This window comes from Streptomyces sp. NPDC107454 (assembly GCF_055582885.1).
On sequence record NZ_JBVJPA010000007.1, the window covers coordinates 543681 to 563524 of the forward strand.

Sequence of the window (19844 nt, forward strand, 5' to 3'; positions counted from 1 at the left end):
CTACCGCTACCGCCCGCGGAGCCGTCGTACGAGGATGCTCGCGTCCCCGCGGGATTCAAGATCGGCGAGTACGACGGCGACCGCCTCGCGGACGATCCGGCCGCGGTCGACCGCGAGCCCGTGCTCCCCGCGGAGCACCAGCCGGGCGTGCTCGAGGTCCATGAGCTCCTCGGCGGACACGTACACCGTGATCTTCTCGTCGTGCCGCTCCCGCCCGCTGGGCCGCCGGTTGGCGGCGCGGGAGCGCTTGCTGCCGCGGGCGGGCTGCCCGCCGGCGCCCTCCTGCGTCGCCTGGCGCCGCGCCGAGCGCTCCGGGGCCGTACCCCGGCTGCGGGACTCTCCCGCGTCCGCCTCGGCGTCCGCCGCCACGTGTTCGTCGCCCTCGCCGTCACCGCCCTGCACGGGCACCGACTGCGGCGCGTCCTCCGCGACGGCGGCCGGGTCGCTCTCACCGGCCGGAGCCGGTACCCGGGCCTCGCCGTTGGTCCGGCGGGTGGGGGTGGAGGACTGGAGCGCCATGCCCCCGGTGGTACGGAACAGTTCGTCGGCCCCCGGCAGACTCACTCGGCGTGACACCGGGCGAGCACCTCCCTGGCGAGCTGGCGATAGGCGGCGGCACCGACGGAGTTGGAGGCGTACGTGGTGATCGGCTCACCGGCGACGGTGGTCTCCGGGAAGCGGACGGTCCGGCCGATCACCGTGTGGTAGACGTGATCGTCGAACGCCTCGACCACACGCGCGAGCACCTCACGGCTGTGCACCGTGCGGGAGTCGTACATGGTGGCGAGGATACCGTCGAGCTCCAGCTCGGGGTTGAGCCGCTCCTGGACCTTCTCGATGGTCTCGGTGAGCAGCGCGACACCGCGCAGGGCGAAGAACTCGCACTCGAGCGGCACGATCACCTTGTGGGCCGCCGTGAGGGCGTTGACGGTGAGCAGGCCGAGCGAGGGCTGACAGTCGATCACGATGTAGTCGTAGTCGGCCATCAGCGGCTTCAGCGCGCGCTGGAGCGTGGACTCGCGCGCGACCTCGGACACCAACTGCACCTCGGCGGCGGACAGGTCGATGTTGCTGGGCAGCAGGTCCATGTTCGGGACCGCCGTCTTCAGGAGCACCTCGTCGGCCGCCATGCCCCGCTCCATGAGCAGGTTGTAGACGGTGAGGTCGAGCTCCATGGGGTTGACGCCGAGGCCCACGGAGAGCGCGCCCTGCGGGTCGAAGTCGACGAGCAGGACCCGGCGTCCGTACTCCGCGAGCGCGGCGCCGAGGTTGATGGTCGACGTCGTCTTGCCGACGCCGCCCTTCTGGTTGCACATCGCGATGATCGTCGCGGGGCCGTGGCTGGTCAGCGGACCCGGGATCGGGAAGTAGGGCAGCGGGCGTCCGGTCGGTCCGACGCGCTCACGGCGCTGACGGGCCGCGTCGGGCGCGAGCGTGGCCGCGTACTCCGGATCGGGCTCGTACTCGGCGTCGGGGTCGTAGAAGTGCCCCTCGGGCAGTTCGTCGTAGTCGGCGAAGTGGGTGTGGTTCCCGCCACTTCCGTTGCCGGCCATGGCGTTCACGTGATGGCCATCCATGCTCTGGTGTGCTGTCTGAGTCATCCGGGGACTCTTTTGCGCTGCGAAGGTTCGGACAGCGACGGAGCCGACAGCCTCGAGCCCCGTGGGGCCCTGGCCCCGCGCCGGCATTCCTGGTTGACCACCCCCGGGAGTAAATGTCGACTCATTCACAAGTCGTCTTACCTCCTTGGTGACCAGGAAACTTCTAGATAGGTCAGCGTGGCACCATGCCGACGGTTGGCGACTCTATGGCGTGTCACCGGTCCGCAGCAACACAATCCGCCGGACCCGACCCGATGTGTCGGCAACCGAACACCCCTCTGTCAAGGGCGTAAGGCCGTCGCACAGCAGGATTCACGGGTGTGCGAATCGGTTAAAGGGTTACGTTCGTGGCGAGTTGAACGAGTGTCGCAAAGTGACCCGACACACACCCGGCCGGACCTCGCTGGGCAAGGTCCGGCCGGGTGCGGGGCGTTGACGACCTGTGTTGACGTATCGCCTTTTGCTGATTGATGGGTCAGCCGGCCACTCGTCCGGTCACCCTTCGGTGTCTCAGCCGAGCAGGGACTCCAGCTCGAGGTGCTCCAGGCCGTGCGCCTCCGCGACCTCCCGGTACACGACCTTGCCGTCGTGCGTGTTGAGGCCCTTGGCCAGCGCGGGGTCGCGGCGCAGCGCCTCGGCCCAGCCGCGGTTGGCCAGTTCCACGATGTACGGCAGCGTGGCGTTGGTCAGCGCGTACGTGGAGGTGTTGGGCACGGCGCCGGGCATGTTGGCGACGCAGTAGAAGACCGAGTTGTGGACCGGGAAGGTCGGCTCGGCGTGCGTGGTCGGGCGGGAGTCCTCGAAGCAGCCGCCCTGGTCGATCGCGATGTCGACAAGAACACTTCCCGCCTTCATCCGGGAGACCAGCTCGTTGGTGACGAGCTTCGGGGCCTTGGCGCCGGGGATGAGGACCGCACCGATGACGAGGTCGGCCTCGAGGCAGGCCTTCTCGAGCTCGAAGGCGTTGGAGACGACGGTCTGGATCTTCGTGCCGAAGATCTTGTCCGCCTCCTTGAGCTTGTTGATGTCACGGTCGAGCAGGGTCACCTGGAAGCCCATGCCGATGGCGATCTGCGCGGCGTTCCAGCCGGAGACGCCGCCGCCGATGACGACCGCCTTGGCGGGCAGCACACCGGGGACACCGCCGGGCAGCACACCGCGGCCGCCGTTGGCGGCCATCAGGTGGTAGGCGCCGACCTGGGGGGCGAGGCGGCCCGCGACCTCGGACATCGGGGCGAGCAGCGGCAGCGCGCGGCTCGGCAGCTCGACCGTCTCGTATGCGATCGCCGTGGTGCCGGACTCCAGGAGCGCGTCGGTGCACTCCTTGGACGCGGCCAGGTGCAGGTAGGTGAAGAGGGTCTGGTCCTTGCGGAGGCGGTGGTACTCCTCCGCGATGGGCTCCTTGACCTTCAGCAGCAGGTCGGCGGCGGCCCAGACCTCGTCGGCGGTCTCCAGGATCTGCGCACCGGCGGAAACGTACTCGTCGTCCGTGATCGAGGAGCCGACACCGGCGTTCCGCTCGACGACGACCTGGTGGCCGTTGCGCACCAGCTCGTGCACACCGGCGGGGGTGATGGCCACCCGGAACTCGTTGTTCTTGACCTCGCGGGGGATGCCGACCTTCACGTCGATCACGGTCCTTGACTCAGAGGGTTCTGGGGCTATGCACGGCCGGGGCGATGCAAGCCGGGGCAATGCATGTCATACCCGGATGCACGGGGGCGCATCGGGAGACACCACGAAAGAACGCGGCGGAGCCAGTCTAATGAAGGGGTTCGCTCTGTCTAGCCTTTCAATGCATCAATCTTCGACGGATGTACTACGGATTTCGCAGGCGTTAGCGTCTTGTTCCGTGGCTTCTGTGGTGCCTGCTGTGTGTTCCATGTCTTCCATGGCCGTCGCGCTCTCCGGGAGCTCATCACCCAGCATGCGCTCGGCGGCCTTGCGGTGCAGTCGCGCCGCGGCGGGGTCGCCGAGCCGGTCCAGGGTGTCGGCCAGCCGGAGCTGCAGCGCGGCCTGCAGCCGGTGGTCCTCGGCGCGGCGCGCCCACTCGACCGCCTCGTGGCAGGTGCGCAGCGACTCCTCGGGCCGCCCGGCGTACTCCTGGACGCGCGCCAGCTCGCTCAACGCCCGTGCCTGAGCGGGCACATCGCCGTTCCTGCGGTGTCCGGTGACGGCGGCGCGCCAGTTGCGCATCGCCTCGCCGTAGCGGCCCGCGTAGGTGTGCGCGGTGGCGATACGGCCGTACAGCCGGGCGGCGTCCACCCGCTCGTCGCGCGCCAGGCGCTGGGCGAGCGCCCTGCCGTACCAGTCGGCGGCCCGGTCGTGGTCCCCGAGCTCCTGGTGGGCACTGCCTACGGATTCCATCGCGCGGCCGGTCGCATACGGGTCGTTCGCCTCGCGTCCGGCGTCCAGGGCGGCCCGGTAGCGGGTCAGGGCGTCGGCCGTGCGGCCGGTCTGCGCGTCCAGGTCGGCGAGGTTCAGCAGGGCCGCGGCCTGCTCGCGGGGCAGGTTCCGGCGCTCGGCGACATCGAGGACGAGGCGGTGGATGCCGTACAGCTCGGGCGCCGCGGCCCGGGTGCCGAAGTGGGCGACCATCGCCCGCACCAGCGCGGCCATCAGCCGCCTGGCCAGGGTGTCCAGCTCCCCGTCCGCGACCGCGAGCCGGGCCGCGGCCAGCAGCGCGGGCTGGCGGACGCGCAGCCAGTCCTCGGCCGCCCTGGGGGTCGGGAAGCGCAGTTCGGGGGGCAGCGTGGCGAGCTTCTCGCGGGCGGGCGCGTTGTCGGTCTCGGTGATGGCGCGGCAGGACACCAGCAGCCGTACGGTCCGCTCCAGCATCCGGGCGCGGGCCAGCTGCAGTTCGGCCGGGCGGTCCTGGCTCTCGGCGAGGGAGCGCAGCAGCGGCAGCAGGCAGCCGGGCACCTCGTACTGCGGCAGCCGCGACTCGACGGGCCGCAGGAGGCCGAAGCCGACGAAGTCGTCCAGCGCGGCCCGTGCGGTGTCCACCGAGCAGCCGGCCAGCGCGGACGCGGTGTGCGGGTCGATGAGGCCGGCGGGGGCGAGCGAGAGCAGACGCAGTATCCGCGCGGCGGTGGCGGACAGCGCGGTGTAGACGAGGTGGAAGACCCGGCCGAGCGGGGTGCTCTCGTCGCCCTCGGTGCGCAGTTGCTTGGCGAGGTCGGCGACGGCCGAGGTGGGGCGGGCGGCGAGCCAGCCTCCCGCGAGGCGCAGGGCGGCGGGCTGACCGGCGCACTCCTCGACCAGTCCCTCGGCCGCGAGCGGGTCGACGGTGATGCGCACCGAGCCGGTGAAGCGGTCGAGCAGTTCGAGCGCGGACTTGGTGTCCAGGCCGCCCAGGGTGCAGGGGCGGACGTCCGCGATGCCGGTCAGCGGCCCGCCGGAGACCGCGACGACCAGGCACTCGGGGGTGTCCGGGAGCAGCGCGTCGACCTGCTCGGCGTCGGCCGCGTCGTCGAGCAGCAGCAGGACGCGGCGGGTGGCGAGGGCTTCGCGCACCGCCTCGCTCAGGTCGTCGGCGGCGGCCCCCGCCGGCGCGGGCAGCTCCAGGGTCCTCAGCAGCTCCCGCGCGGTGCGCTCGGTGGGCACGGGGGTGCCGTCGGGTTCGATGAGCCGGGCGCGCAGCACCCCGTCCGGGTAACTCCCCGCAACCTGCCGTACGAGCTCCTCGGCGAGCGCCGTGCGGCCCGATCCGGGCCTGCCTGCGATGAGCAGCACGCGCGCGCGGGGTGCCTTGCGGCCCGCGAGGGTGTCCAGGCCCGCGCGCTCGATGTCGACCCTGAGTTCCTTCAACTCTCGTGTGCGGCCGAGGAACTGACCCTCCGTAGGAGCGGACCCGGCAGCCGGGCGCCGCCCCGCCGACGACACTTTCGTGCCGTCTGTGTCCACCGCCTGATCCGCCACGGGCCACGCTCCCGTCCCACTGCGCGCGCAAGCCCGCCGGGACTCCGGTTCGGGCGTTTCCAGAGCCTAGTTCACGCTCTGCGACGATCCGGGCGGAGCACGGCGGGGACGTCCCCCGATCGGATCAGCCGATCGTAGGACTGATGGTGTCCGGTCGGGGATCCGGTCGCGGGAGAGGGGCGTCCGGGGTGCGTCAGGACTCGAACGGGCGGGCCGGCCAGGGCGCCTCGGCCGGGCGCAGCGCGTCGAGTCCGTCGCCGCCGCGGGCGGCGACCAGGGACAGGACGCCCACGACGAGACAGTTGTTGTGCAGTTCGCCGGCGAGCACCCCGCGCACGAGGTCGTCGACGGGGACCCGGGCCAGCTCCATGTCGGCCTCTTCGTCCTCGACCTCGAAGCGCTCCCCCTCGGCCTCGGAGAGATCGCGGGCGAGGAAGATCCGGACGGCCTCGGAGCAGCCGCCCGGGGTGGTGTAGACGTCGGTCAGCACCCGCCAGTCCTCGGCCTTGACGTGCGCCTCCTCGTACAGCTCGCGCTGGGCGGCGTGCAGCGGGTTCTCACCGGGCACGTCGAGGAGCCCGGCCGGGATCTCCCACAGCTTGTGGCGCACGGGGTGCCGGTACTGGCGCAGCACCACCGCGCGGTCCTGGTGGTCGAGGGCGAGGACGGCCACGGAGCCGGGGTGGACCTGGTAGTCGCGGCGGGCGACCGATCCGTCCGGCATGACCACGTCGTCGGTGCGGACGGACGTCTTGTTGCCGACGAAGGGAGTCGCGGTGGCCCTGACTTCCCACTCCTCGGGGGTGTCCTTGATCGTCATGTCGCCCTGTTCCTCCTACGCACCGAACGAAAACCGGGGCACGCATCCCAAAAGACGCGTACCCCGGCCACCGTACAGCCCTTGTGCTACTTGCCCGTCTTGCGCTCGACGGCGGCCTTGACCAGGCCCGCGAAGAGCGGGTGCGGGCGGGTCGGGCGGGAGCGCAGCTCGGGGTGCGCCTGGGTCGCGACCAGGTAGGGGTGCACCTCGCGCGGGTACTCGACGTACTCCACGAGCTTGCCGTCCGGGGAGGTGCCGGAGAACTGCAGACCGGCCTTCTTCTCCAGCTCGCCGCGGTAGGCGTTGTTCACCTCGTAGCGGTGGCGGTGACGCTCCTCGACGTACTCCTTGCCGTCGTACACCTCGCGCGCGATGGAGCCCTCGGCGAGCTTGGCCGGATACATGCCCAGGCGCATCGTTCCGCCCATGTCGCCCTCGCCCGCCACGATGTCGAGCTGCTCGGCCATCGTGGAGATGACCGGGTGGGCGGTGGCGGAGTCGAACTCGGTGGAGTTGGCGTCCGGGATGCCGGCCAGGTTGCGCGCGGCCTCGATCACGATGCACTGCAGGCCGAGACAGAGGCCGAGCAGCGGGATCTTGTTCTCGCGGGCGTACTGGATCGCGCCGACCTTGCCCGACACGCCACGGTCGCCGAAGCCACCGGGGATGCAGATCGCGTCGACGTCGCCGAGCTGCTTCGCGGCGCCCGCCGGGGTCTTGCAGTCGTCCGAGGTGACCCACTTGATCTTCACGCGGGCCTTGTTGGCGAAGCCGCCGGCGCGCAGCGCCTCGGTGACCGAGAGGTAGGCGTCGGGCAGGTCGATGTACTTGCCGACGAGCGCGAGGTTGATCTCGTGGAGCGGGTTGTGGACGCGGTCGAGCAGGTCGTCCCAGGTCGTCCAGTCCACGTCGCGGAAGGGCAGGTCCAGCTTGCGCACGACGTAGGCGTCCAGGCCCTCGGTGTGCAGCACCTTCGGGATGTCGTAGATCGACTTGGCGTCGATGGCCGCGACCACGGCCGCCTCGTCGACGTCGCACATCAGCGAGATCTTGCGCTTGATGGCGGTGGGCACCTCGCGGTCGGCGCGCAGCACGATCGCGTCCGGCTGGATACCGATGTTCCTGAGGGCCGCGACCGAGTGCTGGGTCGGCTTGGTCTTCAGCTCTCCGGAGGGGCCGATGTACGGCAGCAGCGAGATGTGGACCACGAACACGTTGTCCCGGCCGACCTCGTGCCGGACCTGGCGGACGGTCTCCAGGAAGGGCAGCGACTCGATGTCGCCGACCGTGCCGCCGACCTCGGTGATGACGACGTCGACGTCGTCGGTCGCCATCCGCCGGATGCGGTGCTTGATCTCGTTGGTGATGTGCGGGATGACCTGCACGGTGTCGCCCAGGTACTCGCCGCGCCGCTCCTTGGCGATGACCGTCGAGTACACCTGCCCTGTAGTGACATTGGCGGAGCCGTCCAAGTCAACGTCGAGGAAGCGCTCGTAGTGTCCGATGTCCAGGTCGGTCTCGGCGCCGTCGTTGGTGACGAACACCTCGCCGTGCTGGAACGGGTTCATGGTGCCCGGGTCGACGTTCAGGTAGGGGTCGAGCTTCTGCATGGTGACCCGCAGGCCCCGCGCCTTGAGCAGCGCACCCAGGCTGGAGGCGGTCAGGCCCTTACCGAGGGAGGAGGCGACACCCCCGGTGACGAAGATGTGCTTGGTCGTCGTGGATTTGGGCGGCATGGCCAAGAGGGGGCTCCCGTGGTCGCGGTCTGGGGTGCGTACCGGCGTGGTGTCCGAAGATTTCCGGAGGTGCCGTCGCTGCGGTTCGGGGGTTTCTTGCCCACCGGTCCACGGGCTACCAGGGTATCAGCGACCCGAGGAGGCTGCTTCCGGCCACGCTGCGCACACACATCGGCACAGACCACACACAGCACTCACTCGATCGGACCAGTCGGGTTGCCTGGAGCGGCACGCGGACCACCCACGTGCGTCGTATCCTGCTCGGACACTCGCTGCCGAGTCCGGCCGGCACACGGCACCATCCCCGCCCGTATCCCGGAACCACGAGAGCTCGTCAGTTCGTTTCGCAACGACAATCGCACCGATAATTGACGTTCCGCAGCGACGCTTTACCAACGTTCTAACGTTCATTCTTCTAACGTTTTAACGTTCCTGTTCCCTGACCGCAGAGCGACCGCCCCTCGGGGGCGACGTGGCCGTTCGACTGGAGATGCACGTGGCCGGGCGCATCGAGGACTACGCACTCATCGGAGACATGCAGACCGCAGCACTGGTCTGCCGGGACGGCACAGTGGACTGGCTGTGTCTGCCCCGCTTCGACTCTCATGCCATCTTCGCGGGACTGCTCGGCACGGAGGAACACGGATTCTGGCGGCTCGGGCCCGCCCACGCGGCCGACGCCGAACCGCCGACGGCGGCGCGCCGCTCGTACCGCGGCGACTCGCTGATCCTCGAATCCGAGTGGGACACCCCACGCGGCACGGTCCGAGTGACCGATTTCATGCCGCCGCGTGACGGCGCGCCCCAGCTGATCCGGATCGTGGAAGGCGTCACGGGCCGGGTCCCGATGCGCTCCGCGCTGCGGATGCGTTTCTCGTACGGCCGTGTCGTGCCCTGGGTGCACAAGCACGAGGGGCGCACGGTCGCCGTCGCCGGACCCGACTCGGTGTGGTTCGACACCGCCTGCGAGACCTACGGCAAGGCGCTGACCACGTACGCGGACTTCACGGTGGCACCCGGTGACCGGATCGCGTTCACCATCTCGTGGGAACCCTCGCACAAGAAGCCCCCCGCGCTGCCCGAGCCGGAGCAGGCCCTGGAGGCCACCGAGGACTTCTGGCGCGACTGGGTCGACCAGTGCACGTACCACGGCCCCTACCGCGAGGCCGTCGTCCGCTCCCTGATCACCCTCAAGGCCCTGACGTACGCCCCCACGGGCGGCATCGTCGCCGCGCCCACCACCTCCCTCCCGGAGGAGATCGGCGGCGTACGCAACTGGGACTACCGCTACACCTGGCTGCGCGACGCGGCGATCACCCTCTCTTCCCTCCTGCGCACCGGCTACCGCGAGGAGGCCCGCGCCTGGCGCGAATGGCTGCTGCGCGCCGTGGCCGGCGACCCGGAGAACCTGCAGATCATGTACGGCATCGCGGGCGAGCGGGAGCTGGGCGAGGCGGAGCTCGACTGGCTGCCCGGATACGAGAACTCGGGCCCCGTACGGGTCGGCAACGGCGCCGCGCACCAGCTCCAGCTGGACGTCTACGGCGAGGTCACCGAGGCCCTGCACCTGGCCCACATGACGGGCCTGTCCCGCAACGACTACGCCTCGCTCCTCCAGCTGAAGCTGATCCGCTATCTGGAGGACCACTGGGACCAGCCGGACGAGGGCATCTGGGAGGTCCGCGGCCCGCGCCGGCACTTCGTGCACTCCAAGGTGATGGCCTGGGTCGCGGTCGACCGCACGATCAAGCTCATCGAGTCCGGTGACGCGGACGGCCCGCTGGAGAAGTGGCGCGAACTGCGCGACGACATCCACCGGGACGTGTGCGAGAAGGGCTACGACAAGGAGCGCAACACCTTCACGCAGTCGTACGGCTCCAAGGAGCTGGACGCCTCGCTGCTCCTCATCCCGCAGATGGGCTTCCTCCCCCCGGACGACAAGCGCGTGATCGGCACCATCGAGGCGATCCAGCGCGAGCTGTCCACCCCGGACGGCTTCATCCTGCGCTACCCGACCACCGGCGAGGACGCGGGCGTGGACGGCCTCGAGGGCGACGAGGGGGCCTTCCTGGCCTGCTCCTTCTGGATGGCGGACGACCTGGCGATGATCGGCCGCGTCGACGAGGCCCGCAAGCTCTTCGAAAGGCTCCTGGCCCTCCGCAACGACCTGGGCCTCCTGGCCGAGGAATGGGACCCCCGCCTCCAGCGCCAGGTGGGCAACTTCCCCCAGGCCTTCAGCCACGTGCCTCTGATCGACACGGCCCTGAGGCTGACGGCAAGCGGGGCATACGGCGGCTGACCACGACCGCGACAGCGGCCCGCGCTCCCCTTTCGGGGGAGTGGCGGGCCACCGCCTTTCTTCAGCGACACGGGCCGCTGCCTTGTTCAGGGGGTGCGGGGAACTGCGCGACCGGTCCCCACCGGCCCGCAGCCTCACGCAAGCCCCTAGGCTGAAAGCAGTCCCGTCCCCTCCTGAAAAAGGGGGCACCTGCGATGTCCCCCTTCTCAAAAGCCCACACCCGTCTCGCCGCCCTGCGCGGGGCCCTGACCGGCGACGCCTTCAGGCCGGAGGACTCCGGCTACGACAACGCCCGCAAGGTCTTCAACGCCCGCATCGACCGCCACCCCGCAGTGATCGCCCAGTGCGCGACCACGGCGGACGTGGTCCAGTGCGTCCGCTTCGCGCGGGACCTGGATCTCCACATCGCGATCCGAGCCGGCGGCCACAGCCCGGCCGGAATGTCGCTCAACGACAACGGCCTGGTCATCGACCTGCGCCGGATGCGTACGGTGACCGTCCACCCCGGCTCCCGGACGGTACGGGTCGAGGGCGGCGCCCTCATGAGCCACCTCGACCAGGCCACCCGGCCCCACGGCCTGGCCACCACCGGCGCCCGGAACTCGACCACGGGCGTCGCCGGCTTCGCCCTCGGCGGCGGCACCGGCTGGCTCGACCGCGCCTTCGGCCTCGCCGTCGACAACCTGCTCGGCGTCGAACTGGTCACGTGCGACGGCTCGCAGATCCAGGCCACCGACCACGAGAACCCGGAACTCTTCTGGGCCCTGCACGGCGGTGGCGGCAACTTCGGCGTCGCCACCGCACTGACCCTCAGACCGCACCCGCTGCCGGATTTCTCGATCGCCCTGCTGACATACCGCCCGGAGTCCTGTCCGGACGTGGTCCGCACCTACCGCGAGATCATCGAGGCCGCCCCGCCGGAGACCGGCGGCGGCATCATCCGCACCCAGCTGGTCGACGCGCTCCTGACGTACCCGGGCCCCGAGCAGGACCTCCGCAAGCTCGCCCGGCCGCTGCTGGCGCTGCCGCACGAGGCCCTGATCCTCACACCCCTCCCCTACGCCGCCTTCCAGCGCATCCTGGACAGCCGGCCCGGCTTGCGGAACCACTCTTCCGCGGAATCCCTGACCGGTCTGCCCGACGAGGCCGTGGACGCCTTCTGCGAGCTGGGGAACGCCATGCCCGTGCCCACGGACACCCGGTACTCGCTGTTCCCGCAGGGCGGCGCGATCGCCTCAGGCCCGGACCGCTTCCCGGTGCCGTTCCGGGACGCCCGGTGGACCGTGCACCCCTTCGGGATGTGGGAGAACCCGGCCGACGACAGGCGCTGCGTCCAGTGGGTCGAGGACGTGCGTGCCGCCTTCCGGCCGTGGAGCACCGGCGCGGTCTGCCTCAACCTCGTCGGCGACGAGGGAGCCGACCGCGTGGTGGCCGGCCTCGGCGCCGGGAACATCCGCCGGCTGGCCGCGGTGAAAGCCGCGTACGACCCGGACAACGTCTTCCGTTTCAACCACAACATCCTGCCCCGGTAGTGAGCGGCCCGGCCTCGGACATGCTTCCGGGAGGCCTCCCCGGGTACCGTCCGCTGCATGGACAGCCGTTTGGACAGCCACTTGGACAGTCGATACGACACCCAGGGCGCCGGAATCACCGTGCAGCGGGCGCTGGAGCTGCCCGGGCTGCGCGGCGGGCTGCCGGAGATCCTCGCGGGCGCCGACCGGCTGGGCCGCACCGTGCGCTGGGTGCACGCGGGCGAGGTCCCGAACATCGCCTCGCTCCTCAAGGGCGGTGAACTGCTCCTGACCACGGGCTACGGCCTCGGCACCCGCCCCGCCGACCAGCGCGCGTTCGTCCGCACCCTCGCGGAGCGCGGTATCGCGGCGCTCGTCGTGGAGCTCGGCCCGCGCTTCACCCGGCTGCCCTCGGCCCTCGTGGAGACGGCCCGCTCCGCCGGTCTCCCGCTGGTCCAGCTGCACCGCGAGGTGCCCTTCGTGGCGGTCACGGAGGAGATCCACACCGAGATCGTCAACGGCCACTACGCGCTGCTGCAACGGGCCGAGGAAGTGCACCGGCGCTGTACCGAGGCCCTGCTCGGCGGCGGGGGCATACCCCAGGTCCTCGGCATCCTCGCGGACTTCAGCGGCAACCCCGTCTTCCTCGAGACCGCGGACGGACAGCTCCTGTACGCCGCGGGGGCCGGCTCCGCCGGCGCCGATCCGCTCCAGGTGTGGGAGGGGCTGCGCGGCCAGCACAAGGAGGAGCCGCCCGCCGGGACGACCCTCGTGGACGTGCCGGGCGGCGGCCCCGGCACCGGCTCGGTACGCGCCCGGCTGGTCCTCCTGCCCGTCAGCGCCCCGGTCGCCCCCGTGCACCGGATCGCGGCGGAACGGGCCGCGGGCATCCTGGCCGTCGTCCTCATGCAGGCCCGCCAGGAGGAGGAGCTCGCGGCACGCGGACGCGGCGACTTCCTCACCGACCTCGCGGAGGGCCGTATCGCCGCCGAGGACGCCCCCGCACAGGCCCGCGTGCTCGGCTTCAAGCCCGGCAACAGCCCGCTCCTGCCGGTCGTGATGCGGCTCGCCGACGGCCCCTCCCCCGGCGGCGGCTGGGCCGTCCTGGCGCGCGCGGTCGCGGAGGAGCTGGCCTCGGTGGGCGTGCCGGTCCTTCTGGGCGTACGCCCGGTGGAAGGCCGCGTCCCCCTGCTGCTGGGCCTGCGTTCGGAGTCCGAGCGGGCGGCGGTCGCGGACCGGGTCGCGGCGGCCCTCAGGGCGGGCGTGGAGCGCGCGGGCATGCAGCGGCCGGGCGCGCAGCCGCCCGTGGTGGTGGTCGGGGTCGCGGGCGGCTGGGCGGCGGCCTCGGCCGGCCTGCGGCACGCGGCGGAGACGGCGACGGCCGCGCAGGGCCTGACGGACCGCCCCTGGTACGACGCCCGCCGCCTCGACACCGACCTGCTCCTGTGGCGGCTGCGTGACCATCCGGACCTGGCGGCCTTCGTGGACCGCGCCATCGGTCCCCTCCGCGACCACGACCTCCGCTCCAAGCCGCCGCTGCTGCCCACCCTGGAGACATACCTGGCGCACGCCGGCCGCAAGGCGGAGACGGCCCGCGAGCTGCACCTGAACCGGCAGACCCTCTACAACCGCCTCGCCCGGATCGGGGAGTTGCTGGGCACGGACCTGGACGACCCGCAGACGGTACTGGCGTTGAGCCTGGCACTGCGAGCGCGACGGCACGTGCCCTGAGCCGGCGGACGGCTCCTAGGGCCTGGTCTGGGTCAACTCGTCGTAGACACTGAGCACTTGGGCGACGGTCTCGTCCTCGGTCGGCCAGGTCGTGGCCTGGCGCACTCCCCGCTCCTTGAGCAACTCCCGGCGATCGTCGTCCCCGAGCAGCCGTACGACGGCCGCGGCGAGCGCGTCGGCGTCCGCGCTCGGAACGAGTTCGGCCGCGTCGCCGACCAGTTCGGGGATACCTCCGACGGCCGTCGCGACGAGCGGCACCCGCGCGTGCAGGGCCTCCTGGGCGAGCACGGAGCGGGACTCCCGACCGCTCGGCAGCACCGCGAGATCGGAGGCCAGAAGCAGCTCGGAGACGTCGTCACGCCGACCGACGAGCCGCACCGGCAGCTCCTCGTCCTCGATCCGCCGCTGGAGGGCCGCCCGCAGCGGCCCCTCCCCGGCGATCACCAGGAGCGGCACGGGGTCGAGCGAGCGCCACGCGCGCGAGGCGTCCAGCAGCGTGTCGTATCCGCGGTGCCGGTCGAGGAAACCGACGGCCATGAGCAACGGGCGGTCGGTGGCGCCGAGTTCGGCCCGCGCCTTGTGGCGGAGCCGGTCGGGGTCCCCGTACTCGACGGCCTTGCGTGGCGTCGGGAACGCGACGGCCGCGAGCCGGGCGTCCCGCGCCCCGCGCCTGCGGGCGCGGTCCACGAGGTCGGACGAGGAACCCAGCACCACCGACGCGGCCCTGGCGACCCGCCGCTCCAGCAGCCGCAGCAGATGCGCCCGCGCACCCTCCGCATGCGAACGGGTGTGCCAGGTGACGACGAGCGGGATGCGCCGCCCGCTGAGCGCGAGCGCGGCCCGCAGCGCGGCGTGCAGCCCGTGCGCGTGCACGAGATCGGCGTCCGCGCAGGCCACCCGCAGCGCGGCCACGGCGGCCGGATCGCTGCTGCGCGGCACGGGAACGTGCTGGGCGCCGACGCCACTGAACCCGTACGCGAGGTCGGCCTCGGCGGGTGCACACACGGTGACCCGCACCCCCCGGGCGACGAGCCCCGAGGCCAGCGACCGCACATGCGCGCTGCTGCCCGCGCTTGCGCCGCCGAGCACCTGCACGGTGCGCAGCGGCGACTGACCGTGCGGTGAGTAGCTGCTCACGTGGCTCACGTGGCCGGGGCTCCTGGTTCGGCGTCGGACGGGCACGGAGAACGTACAGAGGGAAAAGCAGAGGGGGTGTACCGCACGTCGTGCTCCGCGTACTACGCCAAGGATGCCAGGCCGTACGGGTGTTCCGGGACCGCCATCGGAGCAACCCTCGCGGCGCAGCGCCCACCTCGACGACAGCTGTCACCCACAAGAGTGACAAGTCGCGTGTCTTCGCGACGGGTTGTCCCGCGCGTCGGATTGTCCTTCGCGACGAGTTGTCCGCCCCTCACCCCAGCGGTCGCGCGACCGCCTCGCTCACCTTGTCCCCGTACACGGTCGCGGCCACCAGCGCCGCTGCGTGGGCGAGGAGCCCGGCCCGCCCGTTGCCCGCGACGATCGCGCTGCCCAGCGCGGCGCCGAGCGCGTGGGCCCCGGTGTCGCCGATCATCGCGCGCTCACCGAGGTCGTCGGGGAACACGGCCGCCGCCGCACCCATCGCCGCGGCCGACAGGAGCCCGGCGGGCCCGCCCCGCAGCAGCCCCGGGGCCCCCAGCGCGAGCACCGCACCGGCGGCCCGCCCCGGACGGACGTCCACGAGGTTCACGAAGTGCGCGCTCCCGGCGATCACGACCCCCGCGAGCAGCTTGTCCACCGGCCGCTCCTTGAGCAGCGCCCCCGCCACCAGCCCCGCGGCCGAGATTCCGAACAGCTTGACCGCCCCGCTGGTCACCTCCCCGTCCTTCAGCGCCCCCAGATGCGCCCGGAAACCCCGGCGGGGGTCCCCCGCCCCGACCACGTCGTCGTACGCGCCGCACACCCCGGCGGCCAGGACCGCGGCCCCGGCACCCCGGTGGACGCGCGCGGCCGCGAGCGCCGCTCCGAGGGCGGTGGCGGGGCCGGCGTACAACTCGACGGTGCGCCCGGCGTAGTTCGTGCGCTGCCAGCGCTCCGGGCCGCCCGGGGTCTTGGTGCGCAGGCCTGCGAGGGTGGCTCGGGTGACGGCGACGGCGGTACCGAAGCTGGTGATCACGCGACAACTCCAGGGGCCCGCGGAGCGGGCTGGTTCGGGGGCCGCGGAGCGGCCGAAGGGGCGGGAGAGCTGCCGCGGAGCGGAGGAGGAGACCGCGGAGCGGTCAGGGCGCCCGTCGCGGAGCGACGCAAAAAGCCGGCCCGCGCGCAGAGGGAACTACCCGTCGCCCCGAGCCGTGGCCAGCAGTTCCTCCGCATGCGCCCGGGCCGTCTCCGAGTCCTCCTGCCCCGCCAGCATCCGGGACAGCTCCCGAATCCGCTCCTCCCCCTCGAGCACCTTCACCCCGGAGCGCGTCACAGACCCGTCGTTGGTCTTCTCGACCAGCAGCTGCCGGTCGGCGAACGCGGCGACCTGCGGCAGATGAGTCACCACGACGACCTGCGCGCTCTTGGCGAGCTTGGCCAGCCGCCGTCCGATCTCGACCGCGGCCTTGCCACCCACACCGGCGTCGACCTCGTCGAAGAGATACGTCGGCACCGGGTCGGTCCCCGCGAAGACGACCTCCACGGCGAGCATCACGCGGGAGAGCTCACCACCGGAGGCCCCCTTGGCGATGGGCCGCGGCGGCGCCCCGGGATGCGGGGCGAGCAGCAGCTCGACCTCGTCCACGCCCGCGGGCCCGTACGCGACGGTGCGCCCGCCGAGCTCCACGCCCTCGGGGTCGTCGGTCTGCCGGATCTCGAACGACACGCGCGCGTGCGGCATGGCGAGCGAGGCCAGCTCGGCGGTCACGGCGGCGGCGAACCGTTCGGCGGCCTCGGTGCGGGCGTCCGTCAGCGCCTGGGCAAGCCCGCCCAGTTCGGCCCGCAGCGCGTCCCGCTCGCCGGTCAGCTCGTCGATCCGGTCGTCGTCGCCGTCGAGTTCGAGGAGCCGCGCGGCGCCCTGCTCGGCCCACGCGAGTACGGCGTCGATGTCCTCGCCGTACTTCCGGGTCAGCTGGGTGAGCGCGGCGCGGCGCTCCTCCACGGCCGCGAGCCGCAAGGGATCGGCGTCGAGGTCGTCGGCGTACCCGGCCAGCTCCCCCGCCACGTCACGCAGCAGGATGTTGATCTCCCCGATCCGCCCGGACAGCCCGGCGAGCGCGGCGTCGTGCGACCGTACGGCCTCCAGGGCCCGGTGCGCGCCCGCAACGAGCGTCGCCGCGTCGATGCCCTCGGGGTCCTCGGGATTGCCCGCGAGCGCGGCGTGGGCGGCCGTGGCGGCCGACGCGAGCGCCTCCGCGTGCCCGAGCCGCTCCGCCTCCGCCGACAGTTCCGTGTCCTCGCCCGCGCGCGGCTCGACCGCCGCGATCTCCTCGAGTCCGAAGCGCAGCAGGTCGGCTTCCTGGGCCCGCTCACGCGCGCGTGTGGTGATCTCGTCCAGCTCGGCGGAGATGGCCCGCAGTCGCCGGTAGGCCCCCGCGTACTTGGCGAGCGGCACGGCGACCGCGTCCCCGGCGTACCGGTCGAGCGCCTGCCGCTGCCGGGACAGTTTGAGCAGCCCCTGCTGGTCGGTCTGCCCGTGCACGGCCACCAGTTCGTCGGCCAGCTCGGCGAGTACGCCCACCGGGACGGAACGGCCGCCCAGGTGCGCCCGTGAGCGCCCCTCGGCCGAAACGGTACGGCTGATCAGCAGCGCGCCGTCGTCGAGCTCGGCGCCCGCCTCCTCGGCCCGTACGATCGCCGTACCGCCCGTGGGTACGGTGATCCGCCCCTCCACGACGGCGTTCTTGGCGCCGATCCGTACGAGGGCGGGGTCCGCACGCCCGCCGAGCAGCAGCCCGAGGCTGGTGACCACCATCGTCTTGCCCGCACCGGTCTCACCGGTCACGGCGGTGAAGCCTGGTGACAGCTCGACGACCGCGTCGTCGATGACTCCGAGCGACCGTATCCGCATCTCCTCCAACACGGACACGACCTTACGAGGTCCAGCCGCTGATGTGCGACGGCCCCCGCCCCGCAGCCGCGAACCCGCAGGTGACAAGCACCTACAAACGGTGCCTTGTCACCCACGGGAGTGGACCGGAGGGGAGCGTCAGTGCGGCGCCCCGCGCCAGCCGGAGACCGGCAACGCGAACTTGGCCACCAGCCGGTCGGTGAACGAGGCGTGGTGCAGTCGAGCCAGCCGCACCGGCACGGCCCCCCGCCGTACCTCCACCCGCGCCCCCGGCGGCAGCTCCACCGTCCGCCGGCCGTCGCACCACAGCACTCCGGGCGGAATGTGCGGCAGCACCTCCACCGCGAGCACCGAGTTCGGCGAGGTCACCATCGGCTTGGCGAACAGCGCGTGCGCGCTGATCGGCACCATGAGCAGCGCCTCGACCTCGGGCCAGACGACGGGTCCGCCGGCGGAGAAGGCGTACGCCGTGGACCCGGTCGGGGTCGCGCAGACGATGCCGTCGCAGCCGAAGCCGGTGACCGGCCGCCCGTCGATCTCCAGGATGACCTCGAGGAGCTTCTCGGCGGAGACCTTCTGCACGGCGGCCTCGTTGAGCGCCCAGTCGGTGTGCACGATGTCGCCGTTCTGGTGGACGACGACGTCGACGGTCATGCGTTCCTCGACCTCGTACGCCTTGGTCACCACCCGGTCGACGACCTTGTCGAGGTCGTCACGCTCGGCCTCCGCGAGGAAGCCGACGCTGCCGAGGTTGACGCCGAGCATCGGCACGCCGGAGGCGCGGGCGAACTCGGCGCCGCGCAGGAGCGTGCCGTCACCGCCGAGCACGATCAGCAGTTCGCATCCGTCGAGGCACTGCGGAGTGGCTTCCTTCACCAGCTCCACCTCGGGCGGCAGCGGCAGATCGGCCGCCTCCGCCGCCAGCACGCGCACCCCGATCCCGGAGCGCAGCAACCCCTGCACCACGAGTTCGGCGCTGCGGATCGCGGCCGGCCGCCCGGTGTGGGCGAGCAGGAAAACAGTACGAGCTCGGGTCTGTGTCAACGCGGCCCCTCCGCCACTGCACGGTCAACGTCGGCCGGGTCGAGTTCGGGTGCCCCGGCACGCAGCCACAGAAAGTACTCGACATTGCCCGAGGGTCCGGGCAGCGGACTCGCGGTCACGCCCTTCACTCCGAGCCCCAGCTCCGCGGCCCGCCGGGCCACTCCGCGCACCGCCTCGGCGCGCAGTTCAGGACTGCGTACGACTCCACCACTCCCCAGCCGTTCCTTCCCCACCTCGAACTGCGGCTTGACCATCATCACCAGATCGGCGTCGGGCGCCGCGCACCGCACGAGGGCGGGCAGCACCAGGCCGAGCGGGATGAAGGACAGATCCCCGACAACAAGATCCACGGGCTCCCCATCGATCGCCTCCAACGTCAACTCGCGTACGTTCGTACGGTCCTTGACGGTGACGCGTTCATCGCTCTGCAGAGACCAGGCGAGTTGGCCGTAGCCGACGTCGACGGCGACGACATGGGAGACGCCCGCGCGCAGCAGTACGTCGGTGAAGCCTCCGGTGGACGCTCCGGCGTCCAGCGCCCGCCGCCCCTCGGCCTTCAGTCCCTGGGGTACGAAGGCCGCCAGGGCGCCCGCGAGCTTGTGCCCGCCGCGCGAGACGTAGTCGGGGTCGCTGTCGTCCTGGGTGACCACGATCGCGGCCGCGGTCTCCACCTGGGTGGCGGATTTGGTCGCGAGGGTCTTGCCGACGCTCACCCGGCCGGCGGCGATCAGCTGGGCGGCGTGCTCGCGCGAGCGGGCGAGCTTCCGGCGGACCAGCTCGGCGTCGAGGCGGCGGCGTGCCACTCCTGCCACGGGTTCAGCTCCTGCGGTCGTACGGTGTAGGGGGCGCCGGAGGTCCCGGGCGGGCGTCGAGCGCGGTCAGCGCGTCGCGCAGCCCCCGGTGTACATCCTCGTACACCTCGACATGTCCGTCCGTGGCGAGGTGGTCGGCGTCGCCCAGCCGGTCGAGCTGGGCGTCGACCTCGGCGTTCCCGGTGGGGGTGCGGTCCACGTCCAGCGGGGCCGGGGCGGCGGGGTCGTACTCGAGTTCGGGTTCGACCTCGACCGGAACCTCCGGCTCCGGCATCGGGCCCTGCGGAGTCCCGACCTCCGGCACTGACTCGTTCATGCCCCGACGCTACCCCGAAGCGC

15 protein-coding genes are annotated in these 19844 nt (G+C 72.0%); 3 read left to right on the top strand and 12 right to left on the bottom strand.

Annotated elements, in window-relative coordinates; genetic code table 11:
* Window positions 1-6 precede the first annotated feature (6 nt).
* From ACZ69M_RS20720 to ACZ69M_RS20745, 6 genes are all read right to left on the bottom strand, one after another.
* A complete protein-coding gene (locus tag ACZ69M_RS20720) occupies window positions 7-576 on the bottom strand; it encodes a hypothetical protein (RefSeq protein WP_075027826.1) in 570 nt (189 codons plus the stop codon).
* Entirely contained in the window at window positions 561-1688 is a 1128-nt protein-coding gene (locus tag ACZ69M_RS20725) for a ParA family protein (RefSeq protein WP_075027827.1), read from the bottom strand. The genes ACZ69M_RS20720 and ACZ69M_RS20725 overlap by 16 nt, the downstream gene beginning before the upstream one ends.
* Before the next feature lie 423 nt (window positions 1689-2111).
* Entirely contained in the window at window positions 2112-3236 is a 1125-nt protein-coding gene (gene ald, locus ACZ69M_RS20730; protein WP_352051355.1) for an alanine dehydrogenase, read from the bottom strand.
* Between the two features lie 165 nt (window positions 3237-3401).
* Window positions 3402-5522 carry a tetratricopeptide repeat protein gene (locus ACZ69M_RS20735; RefSeq protein WP_470051657.1) on the bottom strand — a complete coding sequence of 707 codons (2121 nt, stop codon included), beginning with the start codon at window positions 5520-5522 and terminating at the stop codon, window positions 3402-3404.
* Window positions 5523-5715: 193 nt separating this feature from the next.
* Window positions 5716-6342: an NUDIX domain-containing protein gene (locus ACZ69M_RS20740; protein WP_470051659.1), complete on the bottom strand. Its 627-nt coding sequence runs from the start codon at window positions 6340-6342 to the stop codon at window positions 5716-5718.
* An 86-nt stretch (window positions 6343-6428) separates the two neighbouring features.
* Window positions 6429-8078, bottom strand: a complete 1650-nt coding sequence (locus tag ACZ69M_RS20745) for a CTP synthase (protein WP_067364904.1) — start codon at window positions 8076-8078, stop codon at window positions 6429-6431.
* Between the two features lie 490 nt (window positions 8079-8568).
* Between ACZ69M_RS20745 and ACZ69M_RS20750 the strand changes: the two genes are divergently transcribed.
* The 3 genes from ACZ69M_RS20750 (at window position 8569) to ACZ69M_RS20760 (ending at window position 13619) form a co-directional block, all read left to right on the top strand.
* Complete coding sequence (locus tag ACZ69M_RS20750) at window positions 8569-10377, top strand: glycoside hydrolase family 15 protein (RefSeq protein WP_101405965.1); 1809 nt, start codon at window positions 8569-8571, stop codon at window positions 10375-10377.
* A gap of 194 nt (window positions 10378-10571) precedes the next feature.
* Window positions 10572-11909: an FAD-binding protein gene (locus tag ACZ69M_RS20755; RefSeq protein WP_470051662.1), complete on the top strand. Its 1338-nt coding sequence runs from the start codon at window positions 10572-10574 to the stop codon at window positions 11907-11909.
* A gap of 57 nt (window positions 11910-11966) precedes the next feature.
* Entirely contained in the window at window positions 11967-13619 is a 1653-nt protein-coding gene (locus ACZ69M_RS20760; protein WP_470051664.1) for a PucR family transcriptional regulator, read from the top strand.
* Between the two features lie 15 nt (window positions 13620-13634).
* Here the strand turns inward: ACZ69M_RS20760 and ACZ69M_RS20765 are convergent, their stop codons facing one another.
* The 6 genes from ACZ69M_RS20765 to ACZ69M_RS20790 form a co-directional block, all read right to left on the bottom strand.
* Complete coding sequence (locus ACZ69M_RS20765; RefSeq protein ID WP_470051666.1) at window positions 13635-14765, bottom strand: glycosyltransferase family 4 protein; 1131 nt, start codon at window positions 14763-14765, stop codon at window positions 13635-13637.
* Between the two features lie 265 nt (window positions 14766-15030).
* Complete coding sequence (locus tag ACZ69M_RS20770) at window positions 15031-15774, bottom strand: hypothetical protein (RefSeq protein WP_470051668.1); 744 nt, start codon at window positions 15772-15774, stop codon at window positions 15031-15033.
* Between the two features lie 156 nt (window positions 15775-15930).
* Window positions 15931-17649: a DNA repair protein RecN gene (gene recN, locus ACZ69M_RS20775; protein WP_470051729.1), complete on the bottom strand. Its 1719-nt coding sequence runs from the start codon at window positions 17647-17649 to the stop codon at window positions 15931-15933.
* Window positions 17650-17787: 138 nt separating this feature from the next.
* Window positions 17788-18693, bottom strand: a complete 906-nt coding sequence (locus tag ACZ69M_RS20780; RefSeq protein ID WP_352051349.1) for an NAD kinase — start codon at window positions 18691-18693, stop codon at window positions 17788-17790.
* Complete coding sequence (locus tag ACZ69M_RS20785; RefSeq protein WP_470051670.1) at window positions 18690-19505, bottom strand: TlyA family RNA methyltransferase; 816 nt, start codon at window positions 19503-19505, stop codon at window positions 18690-18692. The genes ACZ69M_RS20780 and ACZ69M_RS20785 overlap by 4 nt, the downstream gene beginning before the upstream one ends.
* 4 nt (window positions 19506-19509) lie before the next feature.
* Window positions 19510-19821, bottom strand: a complete 312-nt coding sequence (locus ACZ69M_RS20790) for a hypothetical protein (protein WP_179436623.1) — start codon at window positions 19819-19821, stop codon at window positions 19510-19512.
* Window positions 19822-19844: the final 23 nt, after the last annotated feature.

What these genes read in the sequence shown, in the direction of transcription:
- ACZ69M_RS20790 (WP_179436623.1), bottom strand. Translation starts at nt 19,821, where the DNA reads ATGAACGAGTCAGTGCCGGAGGTCGGGACTCCGCAGGGCCCGATGCCG.
- ACZ69M_RS20755 (WP_470051662.1), top strand. Translation starts at nt 10,572, where the DNA reads ATGTCCCCCTTCTCAAAAGCCCACACCCGTCTCGCCGCCCTGCGCGGG.
- ACZ69M_RS20725 (WP_075027827.1), bottom strand. Translation starts at nt 1,688, where the DNA reads ATGCCGGCGCGGGGCCAGGGCCCCACGGGGCTCGAGGCTGTCGGCTCC.
- recN (WP_470051729.1), bottom strand. Translation starts at nt 17,649, where the DNA reads ATGCGGATACGGTCGCTCGGAGTCATCGACGACGCGGTCGTCGAGCTG.
- ACZ69M_RS20740 (WP_470051659.1), bottom strand. Translation starts at nt 6,342, where the DNA reads ATGACGATCAAGGACACCCCCGAGGAGTGGGAAGTCAGGGCCACCGCG.
- ACZ69M_RS20745 (WP_067364904.1), bottom strand. Translation starts at nt 8,078, where the DNA reads ATGCCGCCCAAATCCACGACGACCAAGCACATCTTCGTCACCGGGGGT.
- ACZ69M_RS20760 (WP_470051664.1), top strand. Translation starts at nt 11,967, where the DNA reads ATGGACAGCCGTTTGGACAGCCACTTGGACAGTCGATACGACACCCAG.
- ACZ69M_RS20750 (WP_101405965.1), top strand. Translation starts at nt 8,569, where the DNA reads ATGCACGTGGCCGGGCGCATCGAGGACTACGCACTCATCGGAGACATG.